The 14,405-nt window shown below is 69.1% G+C and carries 10 protein-coding genes and 1 pseudogene; 7 read left to right on the forward strand and 4 right to left on the reverse strand.

The window, feature by feature from the left end; translation table 11 throughout:
• Positions 1 to 317 precede the first annotated feature (317 nt).
• On the forward strand, positions 318 to 1,469 hold the full coding sequence (locus ACIRR9_RS30025; RefSeq protein WP_403758043.1) for a glutathione-independent formaldehyde dehydrogenase: 1,152 nt from the start codon (positions 318 to 320) through the stop codon (positions 1,467 to 1,469).
• A gap of 84 nt (positions 1,470 to 1,553) precedes the next feature.
• On the opposite strand, the gene ACIRR9_RS30030 is transcribed toward ACIRR9_RS30025, so the two are convergent.
• Entirely contained in the window at positions 1,554 to 2,039 is a 486-nt protein-coding gene (locus tag ACIRR9_RS30030) for an acyl-CoA thioesterase (protein ID WP_403758046.1), read from the reverse strand.
• Between the two features lie 88 nt (positions 2,040 to 2,127).
• On the opposite strand from ACIRR9_RS30030, the gene ACIRR9_RS30035 reads away from it, so the two are divergent.
• Positions 2,128 to 3,012 carry a fumarylacetoacetate hydrolase family protein gene (locus ACIRR9_RS30035; RefSeq protein WP_403758049.1) on the forward strand — a complete coding sequence of 295 codons (885 nt, stop codon included), beginning with the start codon at positions 2,128 to 2,130 and terminating at the stop codon, positions 3,010 to 3,012.
• Positions 3,013 to 3,228: 216 nt separating this feature from the next.
• Here the strand turns inward: ACIRR9_RS30035 and ACIRR9_RS30040 are convergent, their stop codons facing one another.
• On the reverse strand, positions 3,229 to 5,400 hold the full coding sequence (locus tag ACIRR9_RS30040) for an MMPL family transporter (protein WP_403758052.1): 2,172 nt from the start codon (positions 5,398 to 5,400) through the stop codon (positions 3,229 to 3,231).
• Between the two features lie 309 nt (positions 5,401 to 5,709).
• On the opposite strand from ACIRR9_RS30040, the gene ACIRR9_RS30045 reads away from it, so the two are divergent.
• A complete protein-coding gene (locus tag ACIRR9_RS30045) occupies positions 5,710 to 6,858 on the forward strand; it encodes an XdhC family protein (RefSeq protein WP_403758471.1) in 1,149 nt (382 codons plus the stop codon).
• A pseudogene (locus ACIRR9_RS30050) lies at positions 6,819 to 7,261 on the forward strand (transposase); the annotation flags it as partial. The gene ACIRR9_RS30045 and the pseudogene ACIRR9_RS30050, both read left to right, overlap by 40 nt.
• A 95-nt stretch (positions 7,262 to 7,356) precedes the next feature.
• Here ACIRR9_RS30050 and ACIRR9_RS30055 read toward each other — a convergent pair.
• Entirely contained in the window at positions 7,357 to 8,478 is a 1,122-nt protein-coding gene (locus tag ACIRR9_RS30055) for a sensor histidine kinase (protein WP_403758055.1), read from the reverse strand.
• Positions 8,475 to 9,137: a response regulator gene (locus ACIRR9_RS30060; protein ID WP_403758058.1), complete on the reverse strand. Its 663-nt coding sequence runs from the start codon at positions 9,135 to 9,137 to the stop codon at positions 8,475 to 8,477. Before ACIRR9_RS30060 ends, ACIRR9_RS30055 begins: the two co-directional genes overlap by 4 nt.
• Positions 9,138 to 10,281: 1,144 nt before the next feature.
• Here ACIRR9_RS30060 and ACIRR9_RS30065 point away from each other — a divergent pair.
• The 3 genes from ACIRR9_RS30065 to ACIRR9_RS30075 all read left to right on the forward strand — a co-directional run bounded on the left by ACIRR9_RS30065 (position 10,282) and on the right by ACIRR9_RS30075 (position 14,399).
• Positions 10,282 to 11,178, forward strand: coding sequence for a 2-dehydropantoate 2-reductase N-terminal domain-containing protein (locus ACIRR9_RS30065; RefSeq protein ID WP_403758061.1), 897 nt, complete (start codon positions 10,282 to 10,284; stop codon positions 11,176 to 11,178).
• A gap of 189 nt (positions 11,179 to 11,367) precedes the next feature.
• Positions 11,368 to 12,609, forward strand: a complete 1,242-nt coding sequence (locus ACIRR9_RS30070; RefSeq protein ID WP_403758063.1) for a glycosyltransferase — start codon at positions 11,368 to 11,370, stop codon at positions 12,607 to 12,609.
• Complete coding sequence (locus ACIRR9_RS30075) at positions 12,606 to 14,399, forward strand: right-handed parallel beta-helix repeat-containing protein (protein ID WP_403758066.1); 1,794 nt, start codon at positions 12,606 to 12,608, stop codon at positions 14,397 to 14,399. Before ACIRR9_RS30070 ends, ACIRR9_RS30075 begins: the two co-directional genes overlap by 4 nt.
• The last annotated feature ends 6 nt before the right edge of the window (positions 14,400 to 14,405 follow it).

Raw genomic sequence — 14,405 nt, forward strand, 5'->3', positions numbered from 1 at the left:
CCGCGTACGACGCCGGGACCCGCCGCCGGTGATCATCCGGGACGGCGACGGCAAGTCGATGATCTTCGAGAACGCGGAGCCGATCGCCTGCGGAGCGGGTGTGCGCCCCGAGCACTCACCGCATCCGGACCCCGAGGGGGTTGCAGCGCCCGCCCGAGCGGCGTTTTCTGGAAGTATCCGATGGTGAAACAAGAGCGCCTAGGGTCGCGGCACGGACCGGGGGCTCTGCCTCGACGTGTTTCTCCTGGCCACCGCCTCGGTCTGCGCGGTCCGTCGCCGGCCCCCGGCCCTCGGCGTTCGACGCGGAGGTGAGCCAGGTGAAAGCCGTCGTCTACGAGAAGCCCTTCAGCGTCACCGTGCGGGACGTCGACGATCCGCGCATCCAGCACCCGAACGACGTGCTGGTACGGGTCACGTCGACCGCCATCTGCGGATCCGACCTGCATATGTACGAGGGCCGCACGGCCGCCGAGTCGGGCATCGTCTTCGGACACGAGAACCTCGGCATAGTCGAGGAGATCGGCACGGGTGTGACGTCGTTGTCCAAGGGCGACCGCGTCGTCATGCCGTTCAACGTCGCCTGCGGATTCTGCAAGAACTGCCTGGCCGGCAAGACCGGCTTCTGCCTCACGGTCAATCCGGGCTTCGCCGGCGGAGCCTACGGCTATGTGGCGATGGGCCCCTACAAGGGCGGGCAGGCAGAGCTGCTGCGGGTACCGTTCGCCGACTTCAACTGCCTCAAGCTGCCGCCGGGCGAGGAGTTCGAGACCGATTTCGTGCTGCTCGCCGACATCTTCCCGACGGGCTACCACGGCTGCGAGCTCGCCCAGGTGTCCCCCGGCGAGAGCGTGGCCGTCTTCGGGGCCGGCCCGGTCGGGCTGATGGCCGCGTACTCCGCGCTGCTGCGCGGTGCGGCCAAGGTGTTCTCGGTCGACCGCGTGCCCGAGCGGCTCGCCAAGGCCGAGCAGATCGGAGCGATCCCGATCGACTTCACCAAGGGCGACCCGGCGGCCCAGATCAAGGAACAGACCGGAGGCGAGGGAACGGACAAGGGCGTCGATGCCGTCGGCTATCAGGCACAGGCGCACGACGCGAGCCACGAGGAACCCGCCATCGTCCTCAACGAGCTCGTCGAGACGGTACGGCCGACCGGTATGCACGGTGTGCCGGGCCTGTACGTCCCGTCCGACCCGGGCGGACCCGACGAGCACGCCAAACACGGCCAGCTGCTGGTCTCCATCGGCAGGATGTTCGAGAAGGGCCAGCGGATGGGCACCGGCCAGTGCAATGTGAAGCAGTACAACCGCCAGTTGCGTGACCTGATCATCGCAGGGCGGGCCAAGCCCAGCTTCGTGGTCTCCCACGAACTGCCACTGGAGGACGCGCCGAGGGCGTACGAGAAGTTCGACCAGCGGATAGAGGGCTACACCAAGGTCGTCCTGCACCCCGGGCACGCTCTCGCAGCGTAGGACCGTCCACACACCCACGGCGGGCCGGCTCCCGGCCCGCCCTTCGGTGGGCGAAATCTCCCCGACGGCACGGCCGGGGTTCGGCTACGGGTGCCGGGGGCCGTCCCCGCCCGGCTCGGCATCCGCGGAAGCCGCGGTGAGCGCGGCGACCCACTCGGCGGGCCAGGGCGCGCTGACCCGCTCCTCTCCCGGCTTTCCCGGTGGCACATGGACGACCGTGTACCGGCCGGACGCCGCGAGCCGACGCGGCCGGTCGTCGGTCCTCTCGCCCCACACCTCGAACCGGAACGTCATCGAGGACGTCCCGATGCGTTCGACGGCGAGGACGGTCGTCACCTCCTGCTGGAACCACAGCGGAGAGGTGAAGTCGACCTCGTAGCGCACCCGCGGCGCGGCACCGAAGTAGCCGACGACACCGTGCTCGCGGACCAGCGCCGCCTCGGCCGCCTCCACGAACCGGACCACCGCCGAGTTGTGGTGGTGCCCGGAGGCGTCGGTGTCCGACCACTCCACGCGGCACCGGTGGACGGCGCTGGCCGGTTCGGCGGGTGTATCCTCCATGGATCTCATATCTCGTATTTTTCACGGTCGTCATTTAAAGTCAATACGCTCGCCCGGTCGTGGGCGTGCCCGACCGCAACTGAGCGAAAGGGGAGACGTGAAGCTTGCATCCCTCGCCGTCGACGGCGAGCGGCGATCCGGCGTCGTGGACGAGACCGGGCAGACGGTCACCGTGCTGCCCGCGGAGATCGGCACGGTGGACGACATCGTCCGCGGCGGCCCGGAAGCCCTGGAGGCGGTCCGCACCGCCGTGCCCGGCGCGACCCTGGACCTGGCCCAGGTCCGCCTGGAGGCCCCGCTGCACCGCTTCAACCGCGACATCCTGTGCACCGGCTGGAACTACTGGGACCACTTCGAGGAGTCGAGGGGAAAACGGGAGGGCCAGGACCCGGACAAGCGGCCCGAGCATCCCACCTTCTTCACCAAGGGCCCCGGCACCGTCATCGGCCCCGCCGACGACATCGCCTACGACCCCGACCTCTCCGCCAAGTGGGACTACGAAGCGGAGATCGCGCTCGTCATCGGCCGCGAGGGACGGTCGATCCCGGAGGAGAAGGCCCTGGACCACGTCTTCGGCTACCTCGTCGCCAACGACGTGTCCCAGCGTGACCTCCAGCGGGCACACGGCGGCCAGTGGCTCAAGGGCAAGAGCATCGACGCGACCATGCCGCTCGGGCCGTGGCTGACGACCGCCGACGAGATCGACGACCTGACCGGCCTGCGGGTGCAGTGCGAGGTCGACGGCCGTCTGCTGCAGAACGCGACCAGCGGCCAGATGGCCTTCCCCATCCCCAGGATCATCGCCGAGCTCAGCCGCGGCATGACCCTGCGGTCCGGGGACGTGGTCCTCACCGGCACGCCGAGCGGCATCGGCAGCGCCCGCGAACCGCAGATCTTCCTCGGCGACGGCGATCTCGTCGTCACCCGGGTCAGCGGTCTCGGCGAACTGCGCAACCGGGTACGCCGGACCCGGCTCACCTGACTCCGGCGCGCACCCGGCGACGCGGCGCCTCACCCGGCCGGTCGGTCCAGGAACCCGCCCACCGGACGCAGACCGGTCCGCAGCGTCTCGGTGTCGTCGACGCGGCCGACGCTCATGATGCCCGTGTCGGCGGATGCGGCACAGCGTGGACCGTCGGCGGTGCGTGACGGGTCGGCCGGGCCGGGTGGCCCAACCGACCCGCTGTCACAGCGGCTGTCAACCGCGCCGCCCCGCCGGGGTGCTGTGGTCCCCGCCGGGTGCCGGAACGGAGCCGGCGGGTGGCGTGTCCGCCGTCGGCTCCGCACGGTCGGCGTGGCCCGGCCACCAGGCCGCGTGGCCGATCAGCGCCGTGAGGCTGGGCGTGAAGAACATCGCCATCACGAACGCGGCGACCGCGATGCCGAAGGAGACCGCGAAACCCATCTCCGTGAGCAGGGCGTTGCCCGCCAGCATCATCGTGGCGAAGGTCGCCGCCAGGATGAAGCCGGCCGCGGCCACCGTCGGACCCGCGTGCCGCAGCGCCATGCCGGCCGCCTCACGCGGCTCCCGGCCCTCGCGGGCCTCCTCGCGGAGCCGGGCGATCATCAGGATGTTGTAGTCCGTGCCGATGGCGACCACGAAGAGATACATGATCACCGGGAGCATGAACATCAACCCTGGCTTGCCCTGCGCCTCCTGGAAGATCCAGACCGTGGCACCGAGGGTGGCACCGAAGCCGAGCCCCACCGAGGCGATCAGGTACCAGGGAGCGACCACACTGCGCAGCAGCAGCCCCAGGATCACCATGATCAGCAGGGCGGCGACGGGGAACACCGTCCGGTAGTCGTGGTTGACCGCGGAGTCGATGTCCTTGTAGATCGAGGACATCCCGCCGACGACCGCCTCGGTGCCCTCGGGCGCGTCGGCGTGCGCGACGTCACGCACCCGGCCCACTGCGTCGATCGCCTTGTCCGTCGACGCCTCGTACTTGAGGGTGACAGTGAAGTCCGCCGTGGTGCCGCCCTCGTTCACCTGGGTCATCCGGGCACTCGCGACACCGTCCACGGCACCCAGCTTCTGCGCGTAGGCGTCGAAGGAGGACTTGTCCAGCGGCTTGCCGTCGGTGCTGGACAGATAGACGTCGGTGGGTGCGGCGGCACCCGCCGAGTACGCCTTCTGCATCTCGTCCTGGACGACCATGGACTCCTTGGTCTTCGGCATCGAGCCCGACGCCAGGTCGAACGTGGCGTGATAGCCCAGCGTGCCCAGCGACAGCACGACCAGGACGGCGCCGGAGACCGCGGTGGTCAGCGCCGGGCGGCGCTGCACAGCGCGGCCCAGGGCCGCGAAACGGGCGTTGGCCGGCTCCTGCTGCCAGGACTTCGAGGGCCAGAACACCTTCGGGCCGATGAGCGAGACCACGGCCGGGATCAGGGTCAGACCCGCGACCAGCGTGACCGAGACCGCGATGGCCAGCGCCGGCCCCATCTGCTTCAGGAAGCCCAGCGTGGACAGCACCAGCGCGAGGAAGGCGATGATGACCGCGCCGGCCGCCGAGGCGATGGCCTCGCCGACCCGGCCGACCGCGTTGACCATGGCCTGCTTGGGTTCGTCACCCGCGCGCAGGCGTTCGCGGTAACGGAACATCAGGAACAGGAAGTAGTCCGTGCCCACACCGAAGAGCACGACGATCAGGATCGACGAGACGGAACTGTTGGCCTGCAGATCGAACAGCTTGGTGGCGTACGCGATCAGCCCGTTGGCGATCGCGGACACCACGCCGATCAGGATCAGCGGCAGGAACGCGAGGATCGGCGCCCGGAAGATGATCAGCAGGGTCACCAGGATGATCGCGAAGGTCCCGATGCCGATCAGTGCCTCGCCGCGCTTGGACGAGTCCTGCTGGTCCAGGGCCTGCGCGGCCGAACCGCCCAGTTTGGCCTCCAGGCCGGTGCCCTTGACCAGTTGCCCGAGGTCGTCGCGCAACACCTTGGCGGCGTCCGCCTGTACGGGCTGGCCCGCGTTCTTGCTGTCCATCTGCACCAGGGTCAGGGTGTACCTGCCGTCCTTGGACGGCTGGCCGGGGACGACCTTCTGTACCTGATCGATGTGCTTGCCGCCCAGTTCGGTGGTGATCCGGGAGACGGTCTGTTTGTCCTCGGCGGTGAGCCTGCCGCCGTCGCTGCGCTGGTACAGCGCGATCGCGGCCGGGGTGAAGGCGCTGGGGAACGCCTTCGCCTGGAGGTCGGCCGCCTTGATGGACTCGTAACTCTTGGGCAGGAAACTGCTCTCGTCGCTGTTCGAAGGCAGGCTCGGGGCGGTGGCGACGATCGCCACCGCCGCGATCAGCCATGCCACGATCGTCCAGACTGGATGTCGGACGACGGCACTGCCAATTCGTCGGAACATGCGGAAGGTCCTCCTGGGTAGGAAGATCACCGCAGCCCGGGGAGCGGTCCCTGGCATCGGCGACCCCGACCGGCACGCATCCAACGAGCCGGCCGCATGGTTGTCTTGAGGTCTTATCGTAGGGATCACACAGGAAGTGCGGTCCAGTGGATTTCGGGTGGCTGATTTCGGGTGGCTCCCGGACACCGCGGCTCGACTCCGCGCATCAGGGCGGCCCCTCACTAGAATTCCGGTCATGGCGCCCTCGCCCACCAGGCGGCTCTCCCGGCGCCGGCGACCGGCACGAGGAGGTCCGCGACCACGCGCGAACTGGCGGAAACGGCACGGCAGTGGGCGGCCCGGGGCCGTACGGGAGTGCTCGCCCGCCCCGTCACCGAGCAGGGCTTCGGCCCCCGGCACCCCACCGACGCGATCCTGATCGACGAGGACGGACACTGCCACGGCACCCTGTACCGCGGTGCGTTCGACGCCCACCTCGCCACCGAGGCGGCCGCCCTGACGGCAGGTCACACGGCACGCGTCCGCGCGGTGTCCGTCCACGACGACGAGGTGAAACGGGCCGGCTTGACCTGCGGCGGACAGGCCGACGTCCTGCTCCAGCCCCTTGCGGCGATCCCCGCCCGCTGGTGGACCCTGCTGGCCGAGGGAGCCGACGCGGCACTGATCACCAGACTGGACGCCAGCAGGACCCGGGCGGTCAGCCTCGTCGCCGCACCGGACGACGGCACCGTGGCACAAGGACCCGTCCAGGCCATGGAAAGGGCCCGCGAACTGCTCGCCCGCCGCCGGGCCGGCCGCGAGACCCACGCCACCGACGCCGGACTCGTCCTCATCGAGACCTTCCCGGCCGTACCCCATCTCGTCATCGCGGGCGGTGGCGAACTCGCCGAACTCCTGGTCGCCCAGGCACATCTGCTGGGCTGGCAGGCGACCGTGACGGTCACCGCCCAGGACACCGTCAAACTGCTCGCCGACCGCCCGGCCGCGGCCTGTCTGATCGTCCTCAGCCATGTCATGCGGGCCTGCCGGTGCCTCCGCGCCCTGAGAGACCGCGGCGCACGGATCACCGGCGCCTCATTCCCACACGCACTGCACGCACAACCGAATCGACGACGGCGCACGCCCCGAACCTCGCCGCTGTCACAGAAGGAGCACCATGAAGACCATCCTCGTCAGCGGCGGCAACAGCGGCATCGGCCTGCAAGCCCGTGCTCCGACCTCGCCCACCCCATGGTTTCTGACCGGCCTCTTCGACCGCGAATGGAGCTGGACGATAGTTCACCGCCTCCGAAACCCGGCGGTTGCCCACTGCGGTGCTGGGCGACTGCCTGCTCACCAGGATCGCGCCGACGACGTCCGCTGTACCTGTCGCGGCTCATGCTGTCGACGGCCCTCGGTGCGGGGCTTCGTGGAGCTGGATCGTGCCTGACGGACTGTGGGAGACGGCCGAACCGCTGATCCCGGAACACAGAGCGCGTCCGCAGGGCGGCGGTACGGCGAACACCCCCGACGAGGCGCTGTTCGCGGCCATCGTCTATGTACTCGTGAGCGGCTGCGCCTGGCGGTCCCTGCCACCGTGCTTCGGTGTCTCGAAGTCGACGGCCCACCGGCGTTTTCTGATCTGGTCCAGAGCGGGGGTGTGGAGCCGACTGCACGAAAGCCTCCGGTACCGGCGAGCCGACCCGGGCCTGATCGGTCTCTCCCGCGAGGTCCTCGACTTAGCTCACGTTCGGATCGCGACGGGGGCGAAGACCGAGAACCGGGCCCCCTGAGCTGCGGCAGCACGGGTTCCGGGATGTGCGACCTGCCGGACGCGGACGGACTGCTCCTGGTCGTCGGTGTCCCAACCGCCGGTGCGCACATGATCCCCGAACGGCGACCTCAGGCCGAATCGTGTCCCGCCTGTTCGTCCTGCGAGGGCTGCGATTGTTCGTCCTGCGAGGGCTGCGACGCGCGTCATTCGGCACACTCCGGAATCCGCATGCTCACCCGATAGCCGCCCTCCGGAGTCGGTCCGGCGAGGAATTCCCCCCGCAGGTTCTCCGCGCGCTCCCGCAGACCGACGAGACCGTGCCGTGAGCCGGGAAGCGGCAAGGAGGGCCTTGACGGTTGGGAGTTGGTCACCGTGACACCGACGTCATCGCCTTCCTGCCATAGTTCGACACGTGCAGTGGCACCAGGTGCGTGCTTGCGCACGTTCGTCAACGCCTCTTGTACCGTTCGGTAGATGGCGCGCTGGGTCGGCGTGCCCACGGTGTCGGGGAGCTCTCCGCGCACCTTCGCGTCGATGCCGCTGGAGGCGACGAGCCTGTCCAGGTCGGCGAGTGTGGGCTGAGGCGTGAGCCCTGTCGGGTCACCGTCGGAAGCGCGCAACAGCGTGACCATCGTGCGCAACTCGTCCAGGGTCGCGACGCTCAGCGTACGGATCTTCCTCGCGGCCTCCCTGACCGCAACGTCCTTGGCGGATACCTGGAGAGCACCTGACTGTACGGCGATCAGGCTCACCTGGTGGGAGACGACGTCGTGCATTTCCCGGGCCAACCGGGCGCGCTCCCGGGCCAGCACCGCCTGCTCGTGCAGCGCTCGCTCGTGTTCCCGTGCCTCCTCGATTTCGACCAGGCGGCCTGACAAGTCCCGTCGTGCCTGGGCGAGTTGTCCCAGGAAGACGGGGGCTGCTGCAACCGCCAGTGTGTAGACGAAGGAGACGAAGGTCCACACCTGGTCGTCGGCGCTGAAGTCTCCTGGTGTCTCCGAGACGGTATTGACCACCGCGAAACCCACCGCGCACACAGCCAGCAGGACACGGTTCCGGGAGCGCTCAGCGAGGGTGAAAAGCGTGGCGATCGGGGCGACGATGGCTGCCTGACCCATGGTGGTCGGCAGTGTGAGCAGGAAGGCGAGGAGCGGGGCCTTCCTGCGGAGAGCGACAGCAGCGAGGCCCAAGAAGTCCAGTGCCAGGTGGAGACGCGTCGCGTCGGCCCCGTCGAGCTTCAGGTCCAGCCCTGTCAGAGCGATGAGACACAGAGTCGTGCACAGGGCCCGCAGACGCCCGCGAGAAGCGGCTCGACCTGTGCTCATCCGGCGTCACCAGGGCCGTTCCGGTCCCGCAGCAGCCCAGCCCGCTGAGCGACCAGCGCCGCCTGAACACGGGTTCCGACGCCGAGTTTTGTAAGGATTGCGCTGACGTGGTCCTTGACGGTCCCGGTGCTGAGGTGGAGGCGCACTCCGACGGAAGCGTTGGAAAGTCCTTCTGCGAGGAACATGAGAACATCCCGCTCGCGGTCGGTGAGGCGTTCCAACAACAGCACGGAGTCGCCTGCCAAGTCCGACCGGGCGTTCAGCAGCGTCAGGGATGCCTTGGGGGACAGTACGACGCCACCCGCTGCCAGTGTCCGTACCGACTGGGTCAGCTGATCGGGCTCAGTGTCCTTCAGGAGGAAGCCGGCCGCGCCTGAACGCAGCGCCGCGAGGATGTACTCGTCCGCGTCGAAGGTCGTCAGCATGGCCACGACCGGTGTCTCGGGCAGGGCATGCAGTGTGCTCAGCACGGTCAGACCGTCGACATCGGGCATTCGGATGTCCAGCAGTACCACGGCGGGGTGTGTATCCCGGATCTTGCCGACGGCCTCGAATCCGGTGGCCGTCGCGACGACCTCGATGTCGTCGGCCGAGTTGAGGATCAGTTCGAGGCCGGACCGGACCAGGGCCTCGTCGTCCACGACCGCTACCCGGATCAATATCGCTCTCCCGCCTCGACTGCTGTGGCACACGGCTAAGAGGCCGTTCAAAGCTTCCGGGTTGCTCCGCTCCGACGATCCGGACACTCGGAGGCGGACCTTGCCCGTGCCGCCGTACTCCTTGCGGCCCTCGCACTGGACGAGCCGGAGGCGGGGGCGGCCCGCGAGGCCGTGTCGGCCGCCGACGTCCACCCCGCCGAGCCGGATTCCGACGACACGGTCCCGCGCAGCGGGTCCGGCCGATGAGCCTCCTCCCCCCCGCCAGTCGGGGGGCGTCGAGCCGTACCGGGCACGCTGTGGCCTCCGGCTCCTGCCCCGGCGGCCGAGGCAATTCGAGCTTGCTCCGCCCTGTGGAGGCCGGCATTTCGTCGGCGAACGGCTGGACGGCGAGCGGGGATCTCCGCTGCGCCCGGCGGGCGGGAGTCGAGCGTATTCGCGGCCGAATCGTTGGAGCACGGGGATTGACCCTGGGGGCACAACCTTGTGTGCCCCACACCTTCGTGCCGGGAGGACGACACAGGTGAGGCGGTCTCCACGGCGGCTCGTGCGGCGTCCTCTCGTCGCTTGTCGCGTGAATCGGGCCGTCCGAACAGTCCGAACCTCCCCGGAATCACCTGCCCTGAACCGAGGAATTCTTGTCGGATATTCGGTCGACGTAGAGGTGTGCGGAGTGGAGTTTTTCGACAGGTTCGGATTCTTAATTTCCCAAGCCATCTGTCAGGGCTCCGTCGGCCTGGAAATCCGGCGGCCGTAAGACCCGCCGGTTGGGGGGTTGACGTCCGGCTCTCCGTATGGGATGCGACTCACCCGTGGTATCACATTTTCCCTGCTCAAAGGCCTTTTGTGGTGAGGGTCCAGTGTCCTTTCGCTCGTTGCCCGCCTGTCCGGGTAAAGAGTTTCAAAATGCGCTCTTACCTGCTCATTTTCTGGATTTCGGGGTCGTAATGCCGGATTGGCGCATGTCCCGGCATCGCCCCCGGATCTGATTTCTCGAACATTGACGGAACCTGCGCGATGGATGATTCGTCTAGCTCGGCGTGAGCGTCATGGAAGTGGCTCACAGCACGCATGCATCAAATGTTCTCGCGCATCCGCTTCCGCATTCGGAACCTGGTTCTGCGCACATCACAGGAGGTCAGTTCGCATGGCACGAATCTTCGTCGTGGGGTCAGGCGTCGTGGGGACCGCCACGGGAAAGGGGTTCCTCCACGCCGGCCACAAGGTGACGTTCGTCGACGTCGACGAGGCGCGGTTGGCAGCGCTCCGGTCGGAGGGCCTGGACGCGCGGGACGGTCTTGACCTCCGCGCCGAGCCGAGCTCGTTCGTCATCCTCACGCTGCCGACGCCCAATGTCGGTCACGCCTACGACCTGACCGCGTTCGAGAGGGGTACCGCCTCCGTGGGCGAGGCGCTGCGGGAGTCGTACGAGTCCCACGTCGTCGTGGTCCGCTCGACGGTGCCGCCGGGCACCGCGGAGGGCCTGGTGCAGCCGTTGCTGGAGCGGCACTCGGGCAAGAAGGCGGGCGAAGGGTTCACGGTCGCGAGCAACCCCGAGTTCCTGCGGGCCGCATCGGCCGTGGAGGACTTCCGGCACCCCTGGATGACGGTGATCGCCGCCCGCAGCACCCGGACCCGGGAGCGCCTGGGAGAGCTGCTCCAGCCCTTCGGCGGCGACATACGCTACTTCTCGAACCCGGCCGAAGCCGAGCTGATCAAGTGCGCACACAACATCTACAACGCGACGAAGATCAGTTTCTGGAACGAGATGTGGCTGGTGAGCAGGGAACTCGGGCTGGAACTGGAGCCCATCGCCCAGACCGTGGCCCGCTCCGCGGAGGGTTCCATCAATCCGCTCTACGGAATCCGCGGCGGCGCCGCGTACGGCGGGGTCTGCCTGCCCAAGGACACCCAGGGTTTCCTCGGCGTGGCCGACTCCATCGGCCTGCGGCTGCCGCTGCTCAAGGCAGTGGTCGAGGTCAATGACCGGATGACCCTCGAAGCCGGCCGGCCGGCCGGCTCGCCGGCCTCCAGCGCGGCGTAGCGCGGGAGTTCGCACCGACCGCCGGGGCTCGGGCAGCCGGGGCGTCCCCCCACGCCCACGGCTTCCCCTGCCCCGAGTCCCGGCCTTCCGTCCGGTCCCGGACGCCGTCGTTCGTCACGCGGTGCTGCGGTCGCCCGCCCCTTCGCACTCCGCCCCGCTGCCCGTGCGGGCTTCTTGAGAACAGGCCACATGAACGGACTTTTCGACAGCACTCTCGTCACTCTCCGGTATTACCTGATCTATCTGCCGCTGGGCGTGCTCGGTCTGGTGCGCTGGAGCTGCTGGCTCGTACGCCGGGCACCGGCCGCCCTCTACAAGCCGGTGGAGAACGACTTCCGGCTTCCGATGAGCGTCGTCGTCCCGGTCTACCAGGAAGACCCGGTGATCTTCGCCCGGGCGATCGAGTCCTGGCTCATGAACGACGTCGACGAGGTCATCCTTGTCATCGACGCGACCGACCTCGCATGCCAGGACATCGCCGGCCGTTACCCGGTGACCGTCGTCATCACCGACGTGCCCGGCAAACGGGACGCGCTGGTGCGCGGCTGGGAGGCGGCGCGCACGGACCTGGTCGCCCTTGTCGACTCCGACACCATCTGGGCCGCCGACGTGGCGGCCGAGACGTGCAAGCCGTTCGCCGACCCGAAGATCGGCGGGGTCGGCACCCGGCAGAACGTCTACAACCCCGAAGGCTTCCTGCAGCGGGTCAACGACATGTACCTGGACTACCGGTACTTCGACGAGAACGCCTCGCAGAGCGTGATGGGCCGGGCCGTCTCGTGCCTGTCGGGGCGTACCGCCGTCTACCGCCGGCAGTTGCTGCTGGAGATCTCCGACGACTTCATGAACGAGACCTTCATGGGCGTCCCGTGCATGTCCGGCGACGACAAACGGCTGACGACCCTGATTCTGGAACGCGGACACCTGGCCTTCATGCAGCGTTCGGCACGGGTCTGGTCCACCTTCCCCGGAACGCTGCGGATCTTCCTCAAGCAGCGGCTGCGCTGGGCGCGCAACACCTGGCGGTCGGACCTGCGGGCACTGTCCCGGCGCTGGGTCTGGCGCCATCCGTTCCTCGCCTTCACCATGACCGACAAAGCGGTCAGCAGCTTCACCCTGCTGCTGGCCCCGGCCTTCATGGCACTCGCCGTGGTCCGCCAGGACTGGTTCTTCGTCGCCTGCCTGGCCACCTGGTGGTGGATCAGCCGGGCCATGAAGATACTCCCGCACCTGGTGCGGAGACCGTCCTCGTTCTTCCTCATCCCCGGATTCGTGCTCCTGTCGTTCGTCATGGCCGTGGTCAAGCTCTGCGCGCTCGCCACCATCCGCAAGCAGCGCTGGCTGACCCGCCAGGTCTCCGTCGAGAACGGCGTCGTCGTACGCACCGGCCCGAGCCAGGCACAGCCCACCGAAAGCGAGGCGACCGCATGAAGCGCACGTTCCGCACGATGACCGCGGGCGCGACCGTGCTCACCGCGCTGGCGATGGCCTGTGCCACGGCGTCGACGGCACATGCGGCCGACCCCGCGCAGTCGGCCCTCGCCGCCTGGCAGCGTGTCGGCCGGCCGGACCGGCTCATCGTGATCCGGCCGGGAGCGGTGGACCTCGTCCACCAGGGGGTCCTGGTGAGCCGCCGCGGCCGGAAAGCAGGGGCGGTCCCGATGAGCTGGCTGGTCGCCGACACCGGACCGAACTGGATCGCCCAGAGCGCCGACGACCCGTCCGTCGTACAGGTCAAGGCCGCGATCCTGCTCAGCCCCGGCGCCGGTCTGCGGATCGGAGAGGTGAGCAAAAAGGTGCTGTTCACCGCAGGCGACTCCGCGACCTCGGCCACCTGGATCCGCGGCAGCCGGGCGAGCCTCGACATACGCGACACCACGCTCGCGGCGGCCGGCCCCGACGGCGGGAGCCCAGGCGACAGCTCTCCGGTGCGCCCGTACATCTACATGGGGGCGGGCGGCCGGCTCGATGTCACCGACAGCACGGTCACCGGTTTCGGGCTGCGCGGGAAGGCTCCCGCGAATTTCTCCGGTGTCACCTGGGGAACGGGCAGCAGCGGTTCGGCCGTGGGCGCCACGTTCGAGGACAACCGGACCGGCCTGCGGGTGGCCGGGGCCACGGGAGTCCGGCTGGACGACGTCACCGCGAAGGACTCGGTCGAGGACGGGGTCGTACTGAACCGCGACACGGGTACCTCCGTGGCACGGCTGACCGCCGCGGGCAGCGGCCGCGACGGCGTCGTCGTCGGCGGAACCGCCGGGCGGAGCCTGTCGGGCGTCACCACCCGGGACAGCAAGGGCACCGGCGTGAAGGCCACGTCCCAGGACGGCCTCAGACTCCTCGGCGTCGACTCCCGTTCCGACCGGCGCGGCGGCATACGACTGCTGTCCTGCCGGAACTGCACCGTCACCGACGCGGCCGTGCAGCACACGGACGTCGCCCTGGCCATCTCCGGACCCGGCAGCGCGGCAACCGTCGACAACCCTCGCCTGTCCGACGGCCGTACCGGGATCTCGCTCGGCAAGGACATCCGGTCCGCCACCGTCGCCGGTGGCACGGTGAGCGGTTTCGAACGGGGTATCTCGGTCTCCGGCCCCCGGACGACGGTCACCAGGACCCGCGTCGCCGACTCCCGCACCGGCATCACCGTGCGCGACAAGGCACACGATGTCGCGCTGACCGACGTGACCGTCGCCGGCGGCCGGACCGGCGTGACGGCCGCATCGACCGCCACGCACGTCTCGCTCACCCGGGCGCGGATCGAGGATGCCTCCGCCAAGGGCCTGACGTCCGCCTCACCGCAGTTGTTGGTCAAGGGAGGTTCGGTCTCCGGGGCGAACACGGCCGTCGACCTGCGAGCACCGGCCCGTCTCGACGGACTTGCCGTCACCGATGCCTACCGGGGACTGCACCTCGCCGCGAACGTACACGCGGCGGGGACCGGACTGGACGTGCTCGCCGAGCACAAGGGCGTCGAAGCCGACCGCGGTGCCGTCCTCGACGTCACCGACTCCCGGGTCCGGGCCCCGCTGGCACTGGCCGGCGCCGGACGGATCATGCGCCACGGCCGCACGCAGGTCACCCTGCCGCCCTTCCCCTGGCTCGGCTTCGCGGCCATCGTCGCACTGCTCGCCTCGATCGCTCTCCAGACCATCCACCAGGTGCGGCACCGCGGCACCCGTGCGCCCAAGGTCGCACGGCATGTACGCAACACCGCCTGAACACCC

Origin of the sequence: Streptomyces sp. NPDC101234 (genome assembly GCF_044767525.1) — a bacterium.
Taxonomy (GTDB): Bacteria; Actinomycetota; Actinomycetes; order Streptomycetales; family Streptomycetaceae; genus Streptomyces; species Streptomyces sasae.

Bases quoted from the DNA above. Each gene is read 5' to 3' on its own strand.
- ACIRR9_RS30055 (WP_403758055.1), bottom strand. From the start codon at position 8,478: ATGAGCACAGGTCGAGCCGCTTCTCGCGGGCGTCTGCGGGCCCTGTGC.
- ACIRR9_RS30075 (WP_403758066.1), top strand. From the start codon at position 12,606: ATGAAGCGCACGTTCCGCACGATGACCGCGGGCGCGACCGTGCTCACC.
- ACIRR9_RS30065 (WP_403758061.1), top strand. From the start codon at position 10,282: ATGGCACGAATCTTCGTCGTGGGGTCAGGCGTCGTGGGGACCGCCACG.
- ACIRR9_RS30030 (WP_403758046.1), bottom strand. From the start codon at position 2,039: ATGAGATCCATGGAGGATACACCCGCCGAACCGGCCAGCGCCGTCCAC.
- ACIRR9_RS30070 (WP_403758063.1), top strand. From the start codon at position 11,368: ATGAACGGACTTTTCGACAGCACTCTCGTCACTCTCCGGTATTACCTG.
- ACIRR9_RS30040 (WP_403758052.1), bottom strand. From the start codon at position 5,400: ATGTTCCGACGAATTGGCAGTGCCGTCGTCCGACATCCAGTCTGGACG.